General features: G+C 48.3%; 14 protein-coding genes. 2 read left to right on the top strand and 12 right to left on the bottom strand.

Annotated elements, in window-relative coordinates:
* Positions 1-11: 11 nt before the first annotated feature.
* From HP567_RS24940 to HP567_RS24985, 10 genes are all read right to left on the bottom strand, one after another.
* Positions 12-2,684, bottom strand: a complete 2,673-nt coding sequence (locus HP567_RS24940; RefSeq protein WP_173611964.1) for a molecular chaperone — start codon at positions 2,682-2,684, stop codon at positions 12-14.
* A 52-nt stretch (positions 2,685-2,736) separates the two neighbouring features.
* On the bottom strand, positions 2,737-3,432 hold the full coding sequence (locus HP567_RS24945; RefSeq protein ID WP_173611965.1) for an iron-dependent peroxidase: 696 nt from the start codon (positions 3,430-3,432) through the stop codon (positions 2,737-2,739).
* A complete protein-coding gene (locus HP567_RS24950; protein ID WP_173611966.1) occupies positions 3,423-4,700 on the bottom strand; it encodes a normocyte-binding protein in 1,278 nt (425 codons plus the stop codon). The genes HP567_RS24945 and HP567_RS24950 overlap by 10 nt, the downstream gene beginning before the upstream one ends.
* Positions 4,697-6,601 (bottom strand): PP2C family protein-serine/threonine phosphatase, encoded by a 1,905-nt coding sequence (locus tag HP567_RS24955; protein ID WP_173611967.1) that lies wholly within the window; start codon positions 6,599-6,601, stop codon positions 4,697-4,699. The genes HP567_RS24950 and HP567_RS24955 overlap by 4 nt, the downstream gene beginning before the upstream one ends.
* A gap of 20 nt (positions 6,602-6,621) precedes the next feature.
* The gene (locus tag HP567_RS24960; RefSeq protein ID WP_173611968.1) at positions 6,622-7,461 is read right to left on the bottom strand and encodes a PP2C family protein-serine/threonine phosphatase; all 840 of its coding nucleotides are present in this window, start codon (positions 7,459-7,461) and stop codon (positions 6,622-6,624) included.
* A 5-nt stretch (positions 7,462-7,466) separates the two neighbouring features.
* Complete coding sequence (locus HP567_RS24965; protein WP_173611969.1) at positions 7,467-7,997, bottom strand: FHA domain-containing protein; 531 nt, start codon at positions 7,995-7,997, stop codon at positions 7,467-7,469.
* 69 nt (positions 7,998-8,066) lie between these two features.
* Positions 8,067-8,621: an FHA domain-containing protein gene (locus tag HP567_RS24970; RefSeq protein WP_173611970.1), complete on the bottom strand. Its 555-nt coding sequence runs from the start codon at positions 8,619-8,621 to the stop codon at positions 8,067-8,069.
* 332 nt (positions 8,622-8,953) lie between these two features.
* On the bottom strand, positions 8,954-9,406 hold the full coding sequence (locus HP567_RS24975) for a J domain-containing protein (protein WP_173611971.1): 453 nt from the start codon (positions 9,404-9,406) through the stop codon (positions 8,954-8,956).
* 102 nt (positions 9,407-9,508) lie between these two features.
* Positions 9,509-9,934: a hypothetical protein gene (locus HP567_RS24980; protein WP_007728098.1), complete on the bottom strand. Its 426-nt coding sequence runs from the start codon at positions 9,932-9,934 to the stop codon at positions 9,509-9,511.
* Between the two features lie 150 nt (positions 9,935-10,084).
* On the bottom strand, positions 10,085-12,253 hold the full coding sequence (locus HP567_RS24985; protein WP_173612066.1) for a transcriptional regulator: 2,169 nt from the start codon (positions 12,251-12,253) through the stop codon (positions 10,085-10,087).
* Between the two features lie 551 nt (positions 12,254-12,804).
* On the opposite strand from HP567_RS24985, the gene HP567_RS24990 reads away from it, so the two are divergent.
* Positions 12,805-14,841, top strand: coding sequence for a VWA domain-containing protein (locus HP567_RS24990; RefSeq protein WP_173611972.1), 2,037 nt, complete (start codon positions 12,805-12,807; stop codon positions 14,839-14,841).
* On the opposite strand, the gene HP567_RS24995 is transcribed toward HP567_RS24990, so the two are convergent.
* Positions 14,822-15,748: a serine/threonine protein kinase gene (locus HP567_RS24995; RefSeq protein WP_173611973.1), complete on the bottom strand. Its 927-nt coding sequence runs from the start codon at positions 15,746-15,748 to the stop codon at positions 14,822-14,824. The genes HP567_RS24990 and HP567_RS24995 overlap by 20 nt on opposite strands.
* Before the next feature lie 98 nt (positions 15,749-15,846).
* Here HP567_RS24995 and HP567_RS25000 point away from each other — a divergent pair, with 98 nt between their 5' ends.
* Positions 15,847-16,218, top strand: coding sequence for a VOC family protein (locus tag HP567_RS25000; RefSeq protein WP_173611974.1), 372 nt, complete (start codon positions 15,847-15,849; stop codon positions 16,216-16,218).
* 73 nt (positions 16,219-16,291) lie between these two features.
* Here HP567_RS25000 and HP567_RS25005 read toward each other — a convergent pair whose 3' ends face one another.
* Positions 16,292-17,512, bottom strand: coding sequence for an MDR family MFS transporter (locus HP567_RS25005; RefSeq protein ID WP_173611975.1), 1,221 nt, complete (start codon positions 17,510-17,512; stop codon positions 16,292-16,294).
* Between the last annotated feature and the right edge of the window lie 122 nt (positions 17,513-17,634).

A 17,634-nucleotide genomic window follows, 5' to 3' on the forward strand; every position in this document is an offset into this window, starting at 1 on the left:
GGTTATTTTGATCATTTCATCCCGTCAAAGAAATCCAGCTCGGACAAGTCACTCTCAAAGGCAAAGAAAACCTTTTTCCCCAAAGCAAGCTGTTCATTCAGACGAGCTACTGGCACGACATGGAATCCCCACTCACTGCCGCTTGCAAAAACGAAGTATTTCGACTCGCCATTTTGAATCGAGTCCGTCTCATCCTGCGGGATATGTGTCCCATACTTGCTCGCGATGTCCTCATACAACACGGTTTTGTATTGAGCGGGATCATCTATGTACAAGTACCGCTGGCGCAGCTGTCCGTCATTTTCCTTGAGATAAAATTCAACCTCGCTCACGCCGTAAGGACGCGAGATGGAGCCATGCACGAGACTCAGCTTTTCCTGACTGTGAATGAGTACCCTCTCTTGCTTGTTATGCGTGAAGGCAGTCACAGAATACGGGACGATCGGTGCATGATTCGTAATGTTCGCTTCGATGAAACCCGCCTTTTTGGCACTTTGATAGCGCAGTGCTCCACGCAAGCAAGACAGCTTCAGGTCTGGCACCTTGCCCGCATCCTCCGACTTTTGCCGGAACTCGATACTGCGTCCAGGGACGAACTCTTTGAGCGCTTCACGGAAAACATCAATCCGGCACGACTGCCCAGTCAGCTTGATAATCGAGAAGTCAGCCAGCCTTCCCTGTTGGTAAAAATCGTCCAAAAAAACGCGCAAAATCTCGTAAATATCCGCCTTGATCAGGTGATTGATCTCTTTGGCGTTGAAAACGACATCTGGAAAATCAAACACATCCCGGAAGCGACCATCCTCCCGTATCGACAACACCCATCGCTCGACTGCCGTCAGCTTTAGATCAGGCTCTTGACGATTTTCCGTATCGGATGTGAAGCGATTGCGCAAAATGCCAGTCTGACGGAAAAACTCTTTTTTCATGTGATCAGCGAGGTCCCACAAAAAGTGGAAATTGTTGCGGACACGCTGATACTCGTCCCGGCTCTTGTTCTCGTACTCCTTGTAGCGAGTCGGCAAAATCGCCTCGGCTTCCCGATATCTCGCCTCGAAGCGTTCATAGATGGAGTCGACGCCGTATTCATCCACGTACCGGAATATTTCCGATCCAGGGATGTCGATGATCTGGTCGATGTCGGTCACTTGTCGCCCTTTTCCGTAATAGTCCGCGAAGACGATTTTCATAAATTGCATGATGCGATACGTAATGTTGTTGCCGCCAAAATTGGTGTCGCCATTTTCATAGGTCGTGTCGATATCGATGCGATAAGAGATATGTCCGTCCTCAATCCGGAAATGGCAGGATGACAGGTCCGTCGTTCCTCCGCCGCAATCGATAACGAGTGCTTGATACGTCTCCCCGTCCAGAAAGCTGTTTTTGTCAATTTGATCCGCAATCGTATTAAACAGGACGGCCATTCCTTCATCGAGGGCGTGCTCTGATTCAATGCGATACTCCGGCAAAATCTCGGTGAACATCTCAAGAAACTGCGTTTTCAGCTTGACCGGACTTGTGATATGCAGATGACGAAAGCGGCATTTGAATTGATGCTCGGCCATTTGAATGACGTGAAGAAGGTACTGGCGCAGGATGTCGCTTCGTTTCACAGTCGCGGTATTCCCTTGGCTGTCCATGACTTCTTCGATTTTGTGATAGCTGTTCACCCAGCGCTTGATACCTTGAAACACGGTCGCGTTCGTGCTGTATCCGTTCTTTTTCATGTGCCGAAGTGCTTCATAACCGATGTGAAAGCGAACGTCATGCGGGGAGGAGCAATCCGCCACGCTGACAGCCGTCGGCAGCACCTCGATCCATTCCTCGTTTTTTTGCGTTGTATCAGGAAAAGAGACATAATTGATCGCATTCAAACGTATGCGTCCATTCAGCAAGTCGTTGCTGGAAGGGGCGCTGACATACTGATGGTCGAGAAAAGCACCCGCTGTCGTCGAGGAGGTACCAAAATCAATCGCGAGAACGGCATCTGTTTCTTCCAATTCCCTGATCTCGAGGTCAGTCACCGGTACTTTGTAGTAGTGGAGATTAACAGGCGGCAACGGATGGTCCTGGTGATACGCCTTGTACAAATACTCCGAATCCTGTTTGCGGAAAAAGAGCAGGCTGTAGTTTTGATTGACCGTTTTTCTCAATGGAGCATCTTGGCAAGCGTGTAGCACAAAATGCCCGGCTCTCCTATCGTCTTTGTCCTTGCGCAGATGCAAAATCCCGCATAACTCCATATGGTCATTCACCAAAAGCACATTGGATTCGGACAAGCCTTGGGAGGATTCGACGCGATAGTTGTCCAGCCTGTCAATGGCGAGACCCATGTACAAGCACATCTTCGCTGGAATTTTGATCACATCTACACCTGGCATCGGTGTGTTTAAATATTTGTGGAGTACAGCTTCGAGGCGTTCAACACCACCTGGAACAGCACGCTCAATCAGGAGGTTTTCTTCTGCGCCGCGAAAACGCAGAATCGTGTGCAGCAGTCCCTCCCGATCAAGATTGTTCACGAAAGAGCGGACCAGCTTTTCCTTGTAACAAATATTGCGGAGCTGAAAGGTTGTCATCTCCATCAGCTCGTCCCGCGTATAGGTCGCTTCTCCTGGATGATTGCGTTCTTTGCCATCTCCGCTGCCTTTTTGGAGATGAAGCTTATATGAATAGGTAGACATCCCAACTCTCCTCTCTCCCGACCTTTTGTTGGGGTCAATCGGTCAAAACCCTCTAGTACAGTGCAACACTGTCAATTAGCATCGTTTCCTCGACATCCAAAATGCCGAAATGATTTCGCCAATAAATCTCTGTATGGAACCGAACTGGCAGGAAAATATCCTTGATTAAAGCGAGCTTGGCATGTGCGGTTTCACTCTCCGACTGCCCGACGTAAATCAGCAGCTCGTCTTTTTCTTCGCAATTGGCGTAAATGGTGGAGTGAGAGAAAATTTTGCGCATCGTATCCTTGAGCAGGTACACCGCTTCGCCAGTCTCATACAAGCGCAAAATATTGCCTGCGATAATCTCTCGCTCCTCTTTGGTAAAAAGTCGGATATTTTCCTGTACCCGACTGCCAAACAGCCCCGCTTCCAAATCGCGCAATACAAAGCGGATGTGGTATTCACGCTTGTTCATCCCTTGCGACAGATCGATCTCGGCAAGCAAATGGATGATGATATCAAACAAGGTATGCCGAAGCTCTGCATCGTCCGCGTAATTGGCATCAAAAAGGTCACGGAAAATATCGTCGAAGCGGTAGTACGGATTCACCTCTACTGTCTTTTCCACCATTTTGGCGTTGATGGCCTCATGACTCAGCTCCATGTAGGGCGAATACACTTTAGCCGCTTTGAACTGGATGTCTTTTTTGGCGATCCCGGCGCGTTTTGCACGAATAACCAAATCCCAGATGTAATTCAAGCCCATTCTCCTTCACACTTGTATTCCGGAAAATACATCTGAACCTCGGAGACGAGAAAGCTCATCATGTCTTGGAGAATAAAGCTGTTCGCCCCGCGTCTCCGAAAGCCGAGAGCCATGATCTTCTTGTCATTTTCTACGCGGACGTTATCGCTAATGAACGGATTCAAACCGTATGTGGCGGAAGGCCGATTGTTTTTGTCCCGGATCTCCACATTCACTAGCTCCAGCTGCTCAGCGGCCTCAAAGGAATGGACGATTCGGATAATCTCTCCTTTGGCCCGGACAGTCATCGCTTGCTTCCTCGCATAGCTCCCAATAAAGCTGTTTTTGCGACGATTGGATACCAATTCGTAATCGAGTCTTCCGATGCGGGTCGTGACAGGCTGCGTAATTTTGCATACGTTCCAAACTCCCGACTTCTCCTGAGGTGAGACAATCGTCAGCTCTTCCGGTGACCGCTTGATATAGCGAATCAGCTCTTCATCTCCATCCACCAAATACCCGTGCTCGCTGCCTGTCTTGCGTAACGACAGAACATGCTCGAAGTTCACCCGGTCAATGGCAGGTACGGGAAAGCCGATGTTTTTTAAAGCCAAACGTTCGATGTTCCACAACGGGATCACATCCAGCTTTTTGTAAGGCTCCCACTCATCGAGGGTAATCGACATTTCCAGTATCTCTTCGTCTTCTGTAAACGTGCCCTCACAGGCAACCAAAATGACATCGAAAAACTTGCTCGCGTAAGGGTGATTCACCGTTTTCCACGGCATCCCGTTCTTTTGAAACATGTTGTACAGCTTTTCCAGCTCATCCATATACACACGACTTTGTTGGAGGCGCACCTCGATTGGATAGTGGTTGCCCCCCGTGTTCAAACGCCCCTTGAAGGTCCGCTTGCTCATTATCAGCGCCTGTATCTTGTCGTACTCACACTCTAAAAAGATCGTCATCATGACCGCTTCTTCCCGGTTGCTGAGCTTGACTGCCAACTCTTTGCGATCACATATTTTCTTTTCTTCATCACCAGGGATCATCGGGTACAAATACTCATGGATCGGGTCAAAGTCATCGCGATGGCAGAGGGTCACATAAATGTCATGCTTATCTTCCTTGTCCTCGATCTCGGTAAAAACACGCTCCTCCAGCTTTTTCTGCATCTCCTCCTGATACTCGACCAGGTTGAGGAAGACGCCGTTCATGATCTGCTTGAGCAACCTGCGCTGCTCCAGCTCCTCCATTTTGTTCAAACGATCCAGTACGATCTCTTTCATGGCGTTTTCGCTGCCTCCTCCTGTGTCGGATTGGCTGTAGCTGGTGGATTAGCTTGCGGTGGCTGAACTGGCTGAGTCGCCGGAGCTGTCGCGGCTGGCGGAACTGCTTGATTGGTCGGCACTACTGGAGGCGCCTGAACTGGCTGGTACGTTGGAGCCGCCGGATTTACTGGGACTGTCTGGTTAACCGAGGGCGTTTGGTTATTCGGTGCCGTCTGATTCACCGGTGCCGTCTGATTTACGGGAGCCGTCTGGTTAACTGGTGCCGTTTGATTCACCGGAACTGCCGTTGGTTGACTCGCAGCACTCGTCCCTTGCACAGGTGGCTGTCCTGCTGACGCACCTGCCGACGGCGGAGCAGCAGGAGGATTTAGCTTCTCCTCTGCCTTTGTCACCTTGCGCTCCATCGCCAAAACTTTTTCCAGCACACCAATCTCCTGATAAATTTCCTGGGCCATCGTATATGATTGGATCGCTCCCTCGAAGTCTTGCGCCGCATAGCTCTCGTCGCCTTGCTTCTCCAGCTTGTCGCCATCAAGCGTCTTCTTTTCCTTATCGATTCCGGTCTTTTTGGAAGCTACCTCGTCCAGCTTGGTGCGAAGCTCCTTTTCTCCTGTCACAAAGGACGTTTCCAACGCCAGCTTGCGCGCCTTTTGGTAATAGGCCTCCGCACCAGCGTAATCCTGTGCCTCAAACAAGAGATCGCCTTCCTTTTTCCACTGCATGACGAGCACATACGATTGCGTCTTTTCTTTTTTCTCCAAAATCTCCGGTTCGTTAAAATCATCGCGCCCTTTCATTTCCTTGAGCGCCTTGTCGTACTTATCCAATGCTTTGGCGTACTGCTCATCCTTTACAGCCGTATCTCCATCCACGATCAACTGTGTAATGCGGATCTTTTTGGCCAAGAGGGCAGCCTGAACTTTGTTTTTCACGATATTTGCGGCATTTCGGGCATCGCTGTACGCCTTGAGTGCCTTCGGATAATCTCCCTCCGCAATGAAAGCGTCTCCGGCTGTTTCATACTCAAACATCCCTGTCGCAGCATCCGCGATGCGCTCCGCTTCCTTCATCTTGTACAGCAGAGCTCCGCCTCCAGCCAAGGCAAGCACGAGAAGGATGAGTGCCACCCGTTTGATAATTCGCCATTTTTTTTGTGGGTCTGTCTTAAAAATTTTGTTCGCAAAAATAGCGGCTGCCGTGTAGTTTTGAACGACATGCTCTTGCTTGCTCAAAAGCACATCTTCTAGCGTATCGATCCAGGCTTCAGGATCTTTCGCCTCTTGAAGCCCGTCCTGCATTTCGGCCGGATTTACTTTCTCCCACAGACCGGGGGTGGCAAGTAGAAAAACATCACCGTCATAGAGCGGAAACTTTTTGGAGACAAACGGACGAAATTCATTGGGTGTCCCCAAATAGCTCAAGAGATTATGTCGCTCTTCGTGCTGATCAAGCGCGTCCTCTGCGATTTCCTCCCCATCCACCATCTGTTGGGCAAGACTCTGATCCTTGCTCTGCCATTGCAATCGGCCATTGCGAAACTGATACAGTCGGGTGTTACCAGCGACCCCATACCTCACTCTGGCATAGTCCGTTACGACTACGGTCAAGCTCGCTTTTAGCCTGACGCGATGGCTCTCGGCTTGCAGGACACGATGGGCTTCCTGCAAATAGCGGCGTATGCGATAACGCGAAATGGATGGCTTCTGCAAAAAGTAGCCCAGAACGCTTTTGGCCGCCAACTCCGCACTTTCTACTTCCTGATCATTGTCCAATCCGCGGGCGATTACCCAGCACGCGATATCATCCAGCTCCGTGTAGGCAAAGTAATCCTTGTTGCGAACGAAGCTGCCTGATTCGGATAGAAACCCGGTAATGAATTCACTGTTGTCCTTTCTCATTCGTACTACCCGCTCCCCCGTTACCAGCCTTTTTCCAGGATGAGAATGGTTGCGTTGTCCTGATTGGCTTTTTGCTTGCTTTCCACCGCTTCAATGATTTGGTCAGCCGCGTCATGGGCAGCGATATTTTGGAACAAAATCTGCTCCAGCTCCATCTCAGTTAACGTATCGTAAACGCCGTCACTACAGAGGATGACCTTGTCTCCCTTCTCAAGCGGAAACGGCTCACGACCAATTTCGATATTTTGAAAGTTATCGTAGCCCAAGTAGTTGATTAGCTGTTTTTTCTGCGGATGGTCCAATGCCTCGTCCTTCGTAATCTCGCCGGACAGAAAACGAGCCTCCAGCACCGACTCATAAATGTCTTTTTGATTGATCGAGATGAATTCTCCATTCCGGAAAACGGTAATGATACTGTCTCCAACCGCTCCCCAATACAGCTTGTCCTCTACGATTACGCCAGCGACCAGTGTAGTCCCACCCCGACTTCCTCTCAGCGCCTGCAAAATCTCCGAATTGGCAAGAGAAGCGGCCCGGGAAAAGAAGAGGGACAAATGCTTCGGGTTGTCCAGCTTTGTAAACTCACGGATAAATGTAGTCACGGCAAGTGTTGAAGCAAGTCTGCCGTTAGCCAGTCCACTGATTCCATCAGCCAAGACTGCAATCGTCCCATGAGACGATGTTGCTGTCGAAAAGTAATCATCCTGTTCTTCTCGTCTGCCGATCGTCTGTCCATTTCCGATCTGGATGACGGGATTCATTTCTTGCCGGATCAAAGCTGCACGCAGACGAAACAAAAGAGTAATGGCAATGATCACGCCAAGGACGACCAGATACGGGATTGCGCCCTGTTGAAACATGCTCATCATTCCTTGCCTTTGTTGGAGTTGTCCCACTCGAAGTGAACACCGCATAGCGGGATGAATATAAAGGTACTCTTTCCGAGCTGAAGCACATCGTACGCAGTAAGCTCAACTGGCGTGTACACCGCTTCATTGTTATGATAAGCAAGCCCCGACGCATCGCCCGGGAGCAAGTAAAAGTTGCGTTTTTTCGGATCGTAGACAATCACCGCATGATTGCGGCGGGAGATCGCGTTGTCCCCGACGATTCGGATATGCATATCCTCTGCGCGACCGATGAAGTTCTTCTCTGCCATAATGCGGTAATCTTGACCTTGTTGCGGCCCCTCAATACATACCAGCCATCCGGTAACAGGCTCAATTCCTTCTGTTTCCCCTAGATACGGCATCGTCTTATCGTCGTCTGCCACTCTCGCTGGTGCTTTGTTGTCCGGTTTCGCCCCAGGCTCAACGACCATACTGCAATAAGGGCAGGTGCTTCCGTGTTTTCTGGTGCTAAACATGTGACCATTCGCGCATCTTGTCAAACTCATTCTTCTGCTCCCCCGTTTCGTTCCGTGCAAGGACGATATGTATGTGTAAAAGCGATGTTTCTCCCGTTGTTATTTCAGCAACAAGCGGGTATTAGCTATGTAAATGATGTCGCCAGCCTTCACTTTATGCGGCTGTTCAATCTCCAGCTTGCTCTTGTCGCGTTTGTTCGGCTGCTTGATGCCTGTGCCGTTTTTGGAATGAATATCCTCGATGAACCAGTCCCCAGACGCTTGATTCAGAACCGCATGCTGCTTGCTGATCAAAGCGGCGTATTCCGCGTCCGCCAAGTCGATGTCGACCTCGTTTTGCGCAGAGCTTTTGCCGATCAAAAGGGATGTCTCCCCTTGGATGAACCACTCCTTCACGCTCTCTCCCTCTTCATCCAATAAAACCAGTTTGGTGACGCCATCCTCTTTTTTTGGCGCCGGTTCGTCGGGGCTTCCGAATCTGACGATAATGACCCCGAACAAAAAGAGTCCGAAGGCAATTCCTGTAAAGATTTTCAGAGCGTTGCTGTCCGTATAACCAAAGACATAAATAAGTGCACAAATCACAAGAATGGAAATCAGCAACTCTATGAGCTTCACTCTGACGGACTTTTGGTACCCTTTTTTCTTCGCCACATTTTTACCCCCAATCAACTACCTCAACATGCTCTTGTTCAAAAATTTGTCTTTTCAGCACCGAGAAAGTTACGTGAACCTGAAGAAGGAGGAGCGCAGTGTAGGGGACCTACATGAGCACCGGACTTCAAAGGTGAACGTAAATTTCGATGCCGAATGAACTTCGAGAATGACTTCGTGATCAATAGACGAATTTTTGAACTTCCTCTTATGAAAAATGCTCCGAGCTTTGGGCGAATGGTGTATGTATGGACATCCATCCAAAGACAGGAGCAGGTTGCTACTACCTCTATGTCATGAAAGAGCTGTCATCCAAGCCCGATTTTTCCCTCTTATTTTTTCTTCATGCGGAAAAACTGTTCAAACATATCCGTTGTATCCAGTGGATTTTTCTTCTCGGATTTCATGGTGTTTGGATTAATCTCGCCTGTCTTTGGATGAAACCCAAAAAATCGTTCAAAGGTGCTCCCCAAGTCTTCGAAGTTTACACCCGGTGCAGACTGCGCTTGCTGTTTGCTTTGTCCTTGTTTTGTACTGCTTGTATGACCACCAGTTTGTTGTTTCTTCTGCTGAAAAGCTTCGTAACGTGCGTCGTACGCCTCGCGCAAGGCCTGGTCCTGCAATGTCTGATAGGCCTCGGTAATTTCTTTAAAAATTCGTTCTGACTCACTGCTCCCGGCATTGACATCCGGATGATGCTGCTTTGCCAGTTGACGGTATGCTTTTTTGATGTCATTCGTGGAAGCCTGTTTGGTTAGCCCCAGAATCTCGTAATAATTTTTCATGCGCGCACCCTCTGTCTGGCAATGATTTTGGTTATTTTGTAGAGCCGTACCTCGAACACGGCTTTCGAGGTACGGCTCTTCCTACCTTACTTCTCCCAAAACCTAAACAGCGTAGCCGCCTTCGATTTTGGTAAGTTCGGTTTTGTCTTTCTTTTGCTTGATGAAGATGCTGAATGTTCCTACACCCTCGGTATCACCGAAGCTCTCGTTGTAATCTACTACGAATGCGTTCGGGAAGTAGATTTTGCGGATCACTTGATCAGCAGCGATTACTTCCAGTGTTACTTTGCGGTAGCAATCCGCTTTTTCTGCTGGTACCAAAGACCAGAGAGCCAGCTTCATGGTGTCATCCGCACTGTCACCATCAGTTGCAGTGATGATTTTGCCAGTCAGTTTCAGTGTTGCACCCACATCTGTGGAGCGCGCGTTGGAATCGTCTGGCGTGTCAGTGTCGTACTTCACTGTTTGGATGTTGTCCATGCCCAGCTCAATTGTTTCAGAACCTTCTACTTTGAGTCGAAAACCCATGAATAAAACCTCCTTGAAATGAAATCTTGCTCTCGAAGTACCTGATTGGCTTCGAGGCTTATGTGTAAGGGTGCGTTTTGGGAAACACACCTCAAACCACCTGCGTAATGTGTCAAAAAGTTTCATAAACAGCTCTCCAGGGGATCAATGCTATGCCTTGACCGGAGTCGTTCCCTTGGTGATGGTGACCTCCAGGTTTTTCACATTGCCGTTGAACACCAAATCGATATGGCACAGATTGCTCTTGTCATCGATGATGTAGCTCATATCATCGCCATCTTGAATGATGGAGTTCACGAAGCCACGCGTGCCCAGCCATTTGCTTTTTTGGCTGCTCGGATTGTTACTGAAGAACTTCACGATGTTGTCGTGTTTGAAATCACCCGTCTGGAAGCGGAGAATCCGCTCGATATAGGTGCTGACAAGTGTTTTGTAGATGGAATCAAAGCCGTCCTCTGCCATAGCGAGGCTGCGTGCCTTGTACACCGTAATGCGCTTGATGTCTTTGCCTTGGATTTGTGCATTTTCGGAAGAGAAGACGAATCCAAAGTTTTTGCGGTTGATGGAATCTTTGATGTTGTTGGTGAAGCCGGAGATTTCTTTGGCCATTGTGGTAACAGCGCGCAGTCCGTTTTCACCTGCTTCGATGTCAAAGCGCACACCCGGATACTCACGGCTAACCACTTTGAATGTTTCGCGCAAGTACTCTGGACACTGGTACGCTGCCACGACACCAGCAGCTACATAGCTGGCACCAACATAGACACCCTCGATCCACAGCTTCAAGATGTCTTCTTTTTCCTGGGACAGCTTCACGCCGTCTTCGGTTTGCAGCATTCTGCTGTCGATGACAACTCCTGATTTATCTTTCGGAATAATCGTGAAGTTCGGAATGCATGGGATAGCGAATTCACTGAATTCTTTGCGTACCAGGATTCCGCACTTGTCGATATATTTATCAATGCCCGCTGTCGCCATGCTGTTGAAGGTCGTTTCTTCACCTGTACTGAAGCTGAAGAACACTTGCACCTTGAAGTCCTTGACGACTTGAAGCAGCATGGTGAGCGATTCCATCGTATTGCCGTCCTGCTTGACGACTTTTTCGTTCCCACGGAAACGCTCGCGAGTCACTTTTGCTTTTCCCGCAGAATCCATATCCACAGATGGAACGATTCCGAACCAGATGGTATCCGTGAAGTCGTTTTTCGCGTTGACCGTGTTCAGGTATGTCTCCAGACGTGGAATGTTGCTGGACTTCACGAGCATGTCGAGCTTCGTATTCGTGATCAGCATCGCTGGCTGCATGCCTTTGTTCTTGGTCACGTATTGATCGAAGAACATCTTCACGCCCAAAATTTTCTCAACCAAAGGCTTCACCGTTTTTACGAAGTCGTCCTTGGCGTTTTTGTAAAACTCCAGATACGTATTGTAGTTCTGTACTTCTGTCTCAATGTTGACTTCGGTATGTACCGTAGGCAGCGGGCAGAAGGTGCGCACCACGAGATCTTTTACATAAGAGGATGGCGTCTCTGTGATCGACTCGTAATCCTCTTCGAAAACGTTCATCAGTCCGTTTCCGCTGTTTTCATCGAGAACCATCAGCTCGCGGCTGTCACTCTTTGGTGCCTCGATGATCTTCAGTTCTCCGTCTTCCCCAATCGTCAGCATCCCGATCTGAATCGCTTCGGATTGGTTCTCCTCTTGAGCGCCACCCAAGAGCAGTCCTGTTTTGATATCTTCAATCGCCAGCGGCAGCATCGCCATGACGTTGTTGTAGTTTTTGCTCGCATCCTCGAACATCGTGTTCAGCTTGTCACCGAGATCGAGCTTCTTCGGATCGCCATCATCGAGCTTTTCATAATGGCCGTACAAGTAGTGAATCTCTTTGCGCACCTGACGGATGTCATCCATCACTTTTTTCGGGGAAATCATATCGAGCAAATTCTCGAATTTGAAATCCACGTTGGTGATCCCTTGGCTGCGCTTCGTATCAATCAGGGTAAACAGCATTTTCAAGAAGTCATTGCTCTGATCGATCTTGATTTCAGAAATCGCATCCTCTGCAATTCCGTCAGGCTTTTTCAAGGTGTACATCACTTTTTGGTTCGCTGCATTGTAGAACGAATACACACTCGGGGAGAACTTGTCCAAAAACTCATCGAAGCTGCGCACGAGAAGATGCTCGTTGATCTCCTTGATCTTGTCGTCGCTGAGACTGTCGATTCCTTTTACATCTCCAACAATAGTGATCAGGTCCAATTTTTCCGGGTTGATCTCTTCGAACAGCATGGTTCGGTTGGTCTGGTTAATAATGTCCATAAATGGCCCCTTTCTGTTGTCTGCATAACCACTTAGTCCTACTTGATAAATGATGAGTCCTACTTCATGAATAGAAATACAAATCGTGACATTTATACCAAAAACAAACAAAAAATCTTGCCTCTAAATTAAACTTTGCCCGCATTATTTGTCAACATTCCGCAGATTGTGACAATTTTCCTATACCTGCACGACCATTCTCAGTATTTAGACCCATTTTATTCCACAAATCTTCCTTTTCTTGGATTCCCGTTTTATGCTGAAGACACAGAGTCTCCTTTCCTAGGTCTTCGAAAAAATAGGGATAAGCCTCGCCTTGTCCACTCTCTTACTAGGAAAGAAGCACAAGGACTGATAGATAATTCTCCCTAGTTGCCGCTGGGGAGGATTATACATTCACCTCATATTTACAAAAATGGGTGCAATTAACTTTTATATACATCGGCAATAAGAAACCGATCTTTTATACGAACAACCATTTATAGGTAAATCGTCCCATTTTAGTAAGTCATGAACTTTTTTAAAATTTTTTTCAGAAAAAAGGTGAATGTATGTACAAAAATCGTCAGTCAACCGTCTCTATGCCGCCACTTTTCCGAATGGTGGTCATTGGACTGCTCCTCCCCATGCTCTTCTTGTCCGCCCCACTAACTGCTGGGGCAAATGGAACAGCAGATGCCGGAGTAGACGCGGTCTTTGTCGTTGATACGAGTAATTCCATGAACAAAACGGACCCTGGCAAAACAGCCGCAGAGGTCATGAGTATGTTCATTGATATGAGCGAAGCCACGCGTACCCGCATTGGCTTTGTTGCCTATAATGATCGAATTGTACAAGCTCAGTCTCCAGCGAGCATGGCCGAAGCAAGAGATCGGGAACAGCTCAAGCGAACCATTCAAGGGTTGCGTTACTCTGGGTATTCGGATTTGGGACTCGGTTTGCGCAGAGGGGCAGAGATGATTGAAAAAGCAAAGGACCCGGCTCGCAAGCCATTTTTGATCCTTTTGTCAGACGGGGGAACAGATTTGCGGCAAAACGCGGGTGGCAGGAGTGTGGCAGCATCCAACAAGGATGTGGAGACAGCTATCTCGAAGGCAAAAGCGCAAGGCTATCCGATCTATACGATTGGTCTCAATAGCGATGGCTCCGTCCAGAAGGAACAATTGAAAAAAATCGCTGAGGCAACAGGCGGAACTTCCTTTGTCACACAAAGTACGGATGATCTGCCTGAAATCTTCAATCAGATTTTTGCCAAGCATATTCAATCTCAGCTCGTTTCGGTGGCAGCCATGACAGCGACCGGCGGCTTGCAGGAAGTGACCGTAACCATTCCTAACTCTAGCATGCAGGAAGCAAACATTATCCTGTTGTCCAACAATCCGCTGTTGGAATCGCAAGTGTACTATCAATCGCAGAATGTCCATTTTATGAAATCAAAAAAATACTCGCTGATGAAAATAGAAAAGCCGAAGAAGGGGAACTATCTCGTTAAATTTAGAGGCAAACCCGGGGATTTGGTGAAGATCAACTTACTGGGGAATTACAGCTTGATGGCTGGTGTGGAGGTCAAGCCTGAACCTGTTATCAAGGGGATTCCTGCCACGTTTACTACCTATCTGAACCATCTGGAGGGACGACTGGATGACAAGGATGTGTACGCATCCATGCAAGCAGAACTGATCGTAAACGATCTCGTGGGGAAAAAAGAAGAAAAGGTCCCGATGAAGAATCTTGGCGATAGCTTTACGGTCGACTACGTCTTCCCTCACACGGGCAAGTACCAGTGGAAAATCTTTATGAACGGCCCGGACTTTTATCGCGAAACGGCTACGAGCGTTTATGACATTACGAATATCTCGCCAGTTGCTGCTTCGGTCAATACCTTGACAATCGAGAAGGAAAACGGTGAGCAGGCTATCGATTTGGGTTCGTTCTTCACGGACGCCAATAACGACAAGCTGACCTATACCATCGTCACCGCTGATCCCGAAGAACGATTTGTCGCTACGATTCAAGACGCGGCTCTGAAGCTGACACCCGAGAAAAGCGGTACATCAGAAATCACCATCACCGCCACAGATGCAGAAGGAGCAAGTGTCACAGGCCCACTGGTCATTACCGTACACTCGGTATGGGATCGCTACATCACCATCGGCATGATTGTGTTGCTCGTAGCTGCGATTGGCTACGGTGTTTACTTGCTTACACGTCCCAAGCCTGCGTTTGTGGGTCGCCTGGAGGGTTATTTCCTGCACACGGCAAGCGGCAATGACATCCCTGTCAAGTTTTGGCCTCTCGCCTCCTTTGGCAAGAAGCAGCGGATCACGTTGCAGGAGCTGTTCACCAGTTTGGATGTGAATGAGCATTTGCCCGAAGCGCAGAAGATTTACTTCCAGCCGGGAAAAAATCAGACGCTCCTCTTGGTCAATCATAGTCACTGCACAATTGAACGGGGCAAAGAAACCATGCCCCGGCATAAAAAGCTCGTCCTCCAATACAACGACAAGGTGTATGTGACCTTTGAGGATCGGATGACCGAGATCGAAATTCGCTTTAAGAAATCGTCGTCTAATGAGGAAGCTTCCTAAGAGAGAAGCGCGCCTTTCCCTTCCAAATCAGATGCTCCGCACGAATCGCTGTCGCAAACAGCTTGAGGGTGGGGCATCTTTTTTTCGAGTCGACGGCCAATCCCCACATAATGACATTCGCCAGCAGCAGCGGAACATCAGGGTTCCGTGTTCGAATCGCTGGCAAGGTATCCTCAATGACTCTTGCCGCCACTTCAACGGGACGCTCTTTGGTCAGACAGTAATACAGGGTGGCAGCCAGGCTGTAAATATCGGAGACTACTCCTTGCTTGGATTGACCCGAGTAAAACTCAAGCGGTGAATATCCTTCTGTCGTCACAATCGGCTTGGGTTCATCACTCTCGAAGTAGATCGCGGAGCCAAAATCGATCAGCACAGGATGGCCAGCTTCAGTGACCAGGATATTTTTGGGCTTGATATCGCGATGAATAATGCCTTTTTTGTGCAAATAGTCTAATCCGTCAAATACCGGAAGTACCGTCTGATGCAAAAATGCTCCCAGATCAAGCTCAGTTTGGGCGAGTACATACTCATCCAGCGTCTTTCCTTTGCAATAGTCCACGACGAGATAACCTGTGCCATTTTCCGCAAAATGGTCGATGTATCCGATGATATTGGGATGATTCAGTTCCTTGTGCAGGGACGCCTCTTGCCAAAAGCTGTCTAGCAACATGTCGAATTTGTTTTTTAACGTTGGTCTGCGACAAATGACCTTCACGTGATCCAAATCTCGCATCGCCAATGCTTGAGGGAAAAACTCTTTGAGAATAAGTGTCCGCTTGCTTTTCATATGGTAGACCACATACACATTCGACAGCTCACTTGTGGAAATGGTCTTTTTGATCCGATAAGCTTTTTGCAGGATCGTGCCTTTTTTCAGACCTCTTTCCCGTTCTACCTGTCCCATGTCATGGCCTCCCCTATCTTTCCTCTCAAAAAATGATAACGAAAGATGGGGGATTCTGGCAATATAAAGAATAAGAATGGAGAGGGGAATGATAGATCATGGCACATTTGGAATCGTTGCTTCACGTACAAGTTCCCGTAAAAAATTTGGAAGAGGCCATTGTCTGGTACTGCAATCACCTTGGCTTTTCCTTGCAGGCGCGGTATTGTACTTCCGCTTTTCTTGCCCTGTCTGCGGGACCCACCTTGATGATATGGGAAACCGATGAGCAGACGTCCACAACCTTTACCGTTCATCATCAACCCATGCCTGTCTTTTTGTACACCACTTCCGATGTCCATGCACTCCATGATTATTTGCAGGCCCATGAAGTCTCGATTACCCACTACCAAAACGATGGCTTCGGATGGGTGCTCAAGTTTTTTGACCCGAGCGGAAACATGTGGGGAGTCATTCAAAAGAACAACTAGTCAGTTGGATATAGAAAAAAGAAAAAGAAGCATGCGTCAACAGCGTGCTTCTTTTCGATGTTTTGCACCCTATTCAAATGATAGCTTGAGAAGATTTTTCGCAGCTTTTTCTTTGCTGTTGTTGCTGTTCCCATAAATACTGGCCGCGTTGATAGAACGGAAGCGCGATAAAGGTCAACAGCATGAGGATCGCGAAGATGAGCGACCCTTGTCCAAAGCCGAGTACCTGGAGCAACACGCCACCAATCCACGCACAAACACTCTGTCCAAGGAAGGCAAAGCCGCTGGCCCCGTAATACGCTCCACGCAAATGCTGAGGAGCAATCTCCCCGATCAGGATATCTCCAACGACAAAGCACAAGATTTCACCGATCGTAAACACCACCATCGACACAGAGAGCCAAAACAAATTCGTAAATAGCCCGAAACCGAACAGCCCCAGCCCAAACAATAGACAGCCCAGCTTCAATGCAGTCATTGAGGAGTACCGCTTCATAAACTTGGCGAGCGGATATTGAAGCGCTAAAACGGAGATGGTGTTCACTACAAATAAAAAGGAATACGCCTCTATCCGATCATGCCCAATGTACAGGGAGAGTGTGGTGTCCAGATGCGAGTAGGCACCGGCAACGAACAAATTCCCGAGCAGCAAGTAAAGAAATACTTTGTCCGTAAATACAATGCGTGCCATCTGATTCATGGTGACCGGATTAGCAGCCATATCCTTCTTCCACTGTTCCTTGAACATGATCATAAATACCACCAGCACAGCTGCGTACACGGCAAAAATGATGGCTGTAACGAGGAACGGTAACAAAGAAGTGCTTCCGGCTCCCAGTTGCAAACCGATTAACGGACCGATTGCTCCACCCAGGTTGATCGCGAAATATCTGGCGTTGAAAACAGCTGCCCGCTGATCATCCGACGTGACATCCGCCAGCAGGGCACGGGCCGTTGGCTCAAATACGTTTCGAAAAAGACCGTTACAAGCACTTAAAAAAAAGAACATCCACGTCTCCGTCGCAAAAACGTATCCGATCAAGACGATGCTCCAAGCTCCCATCGCAGTGATCATCACTGGATATCTGCCCAATCGATCTGACAGTGCTCCCCCAGCAAAGCTGCTAATTGTGCCAACCAGCAAGCTGAGTGCGAGGATCGAACCGACGATCGCAGGATCAATTCCTTTTACCTTTCCTAAATAAATCCCCAAAAACGGAAGCGTCATAAAAAAACCAGTGCGTGACAAAAATGTTCCGATAATGACACCCCATGCCACCGGATGAAATCTCATTCTCCCCATCTCTCTTTCCCATTCCCGTTTGTTATCTCTCGTGTTATCTTCAGTATATGGAACTAGAAAAAGGGGAAAAAGGGTTCGGTTTAAGTGAATCCGATCACCTTTTAAAGTATGTA

The sequence above is a fragment of the Brevibacillus sp. M2.1A genome (assembly GCF_013284355.2).
Taxonomy (GTDB): Bacteria; Bacillota; Bacilli; order Brevibacillales; family Brevibacillaceae; genus Brevibacillus.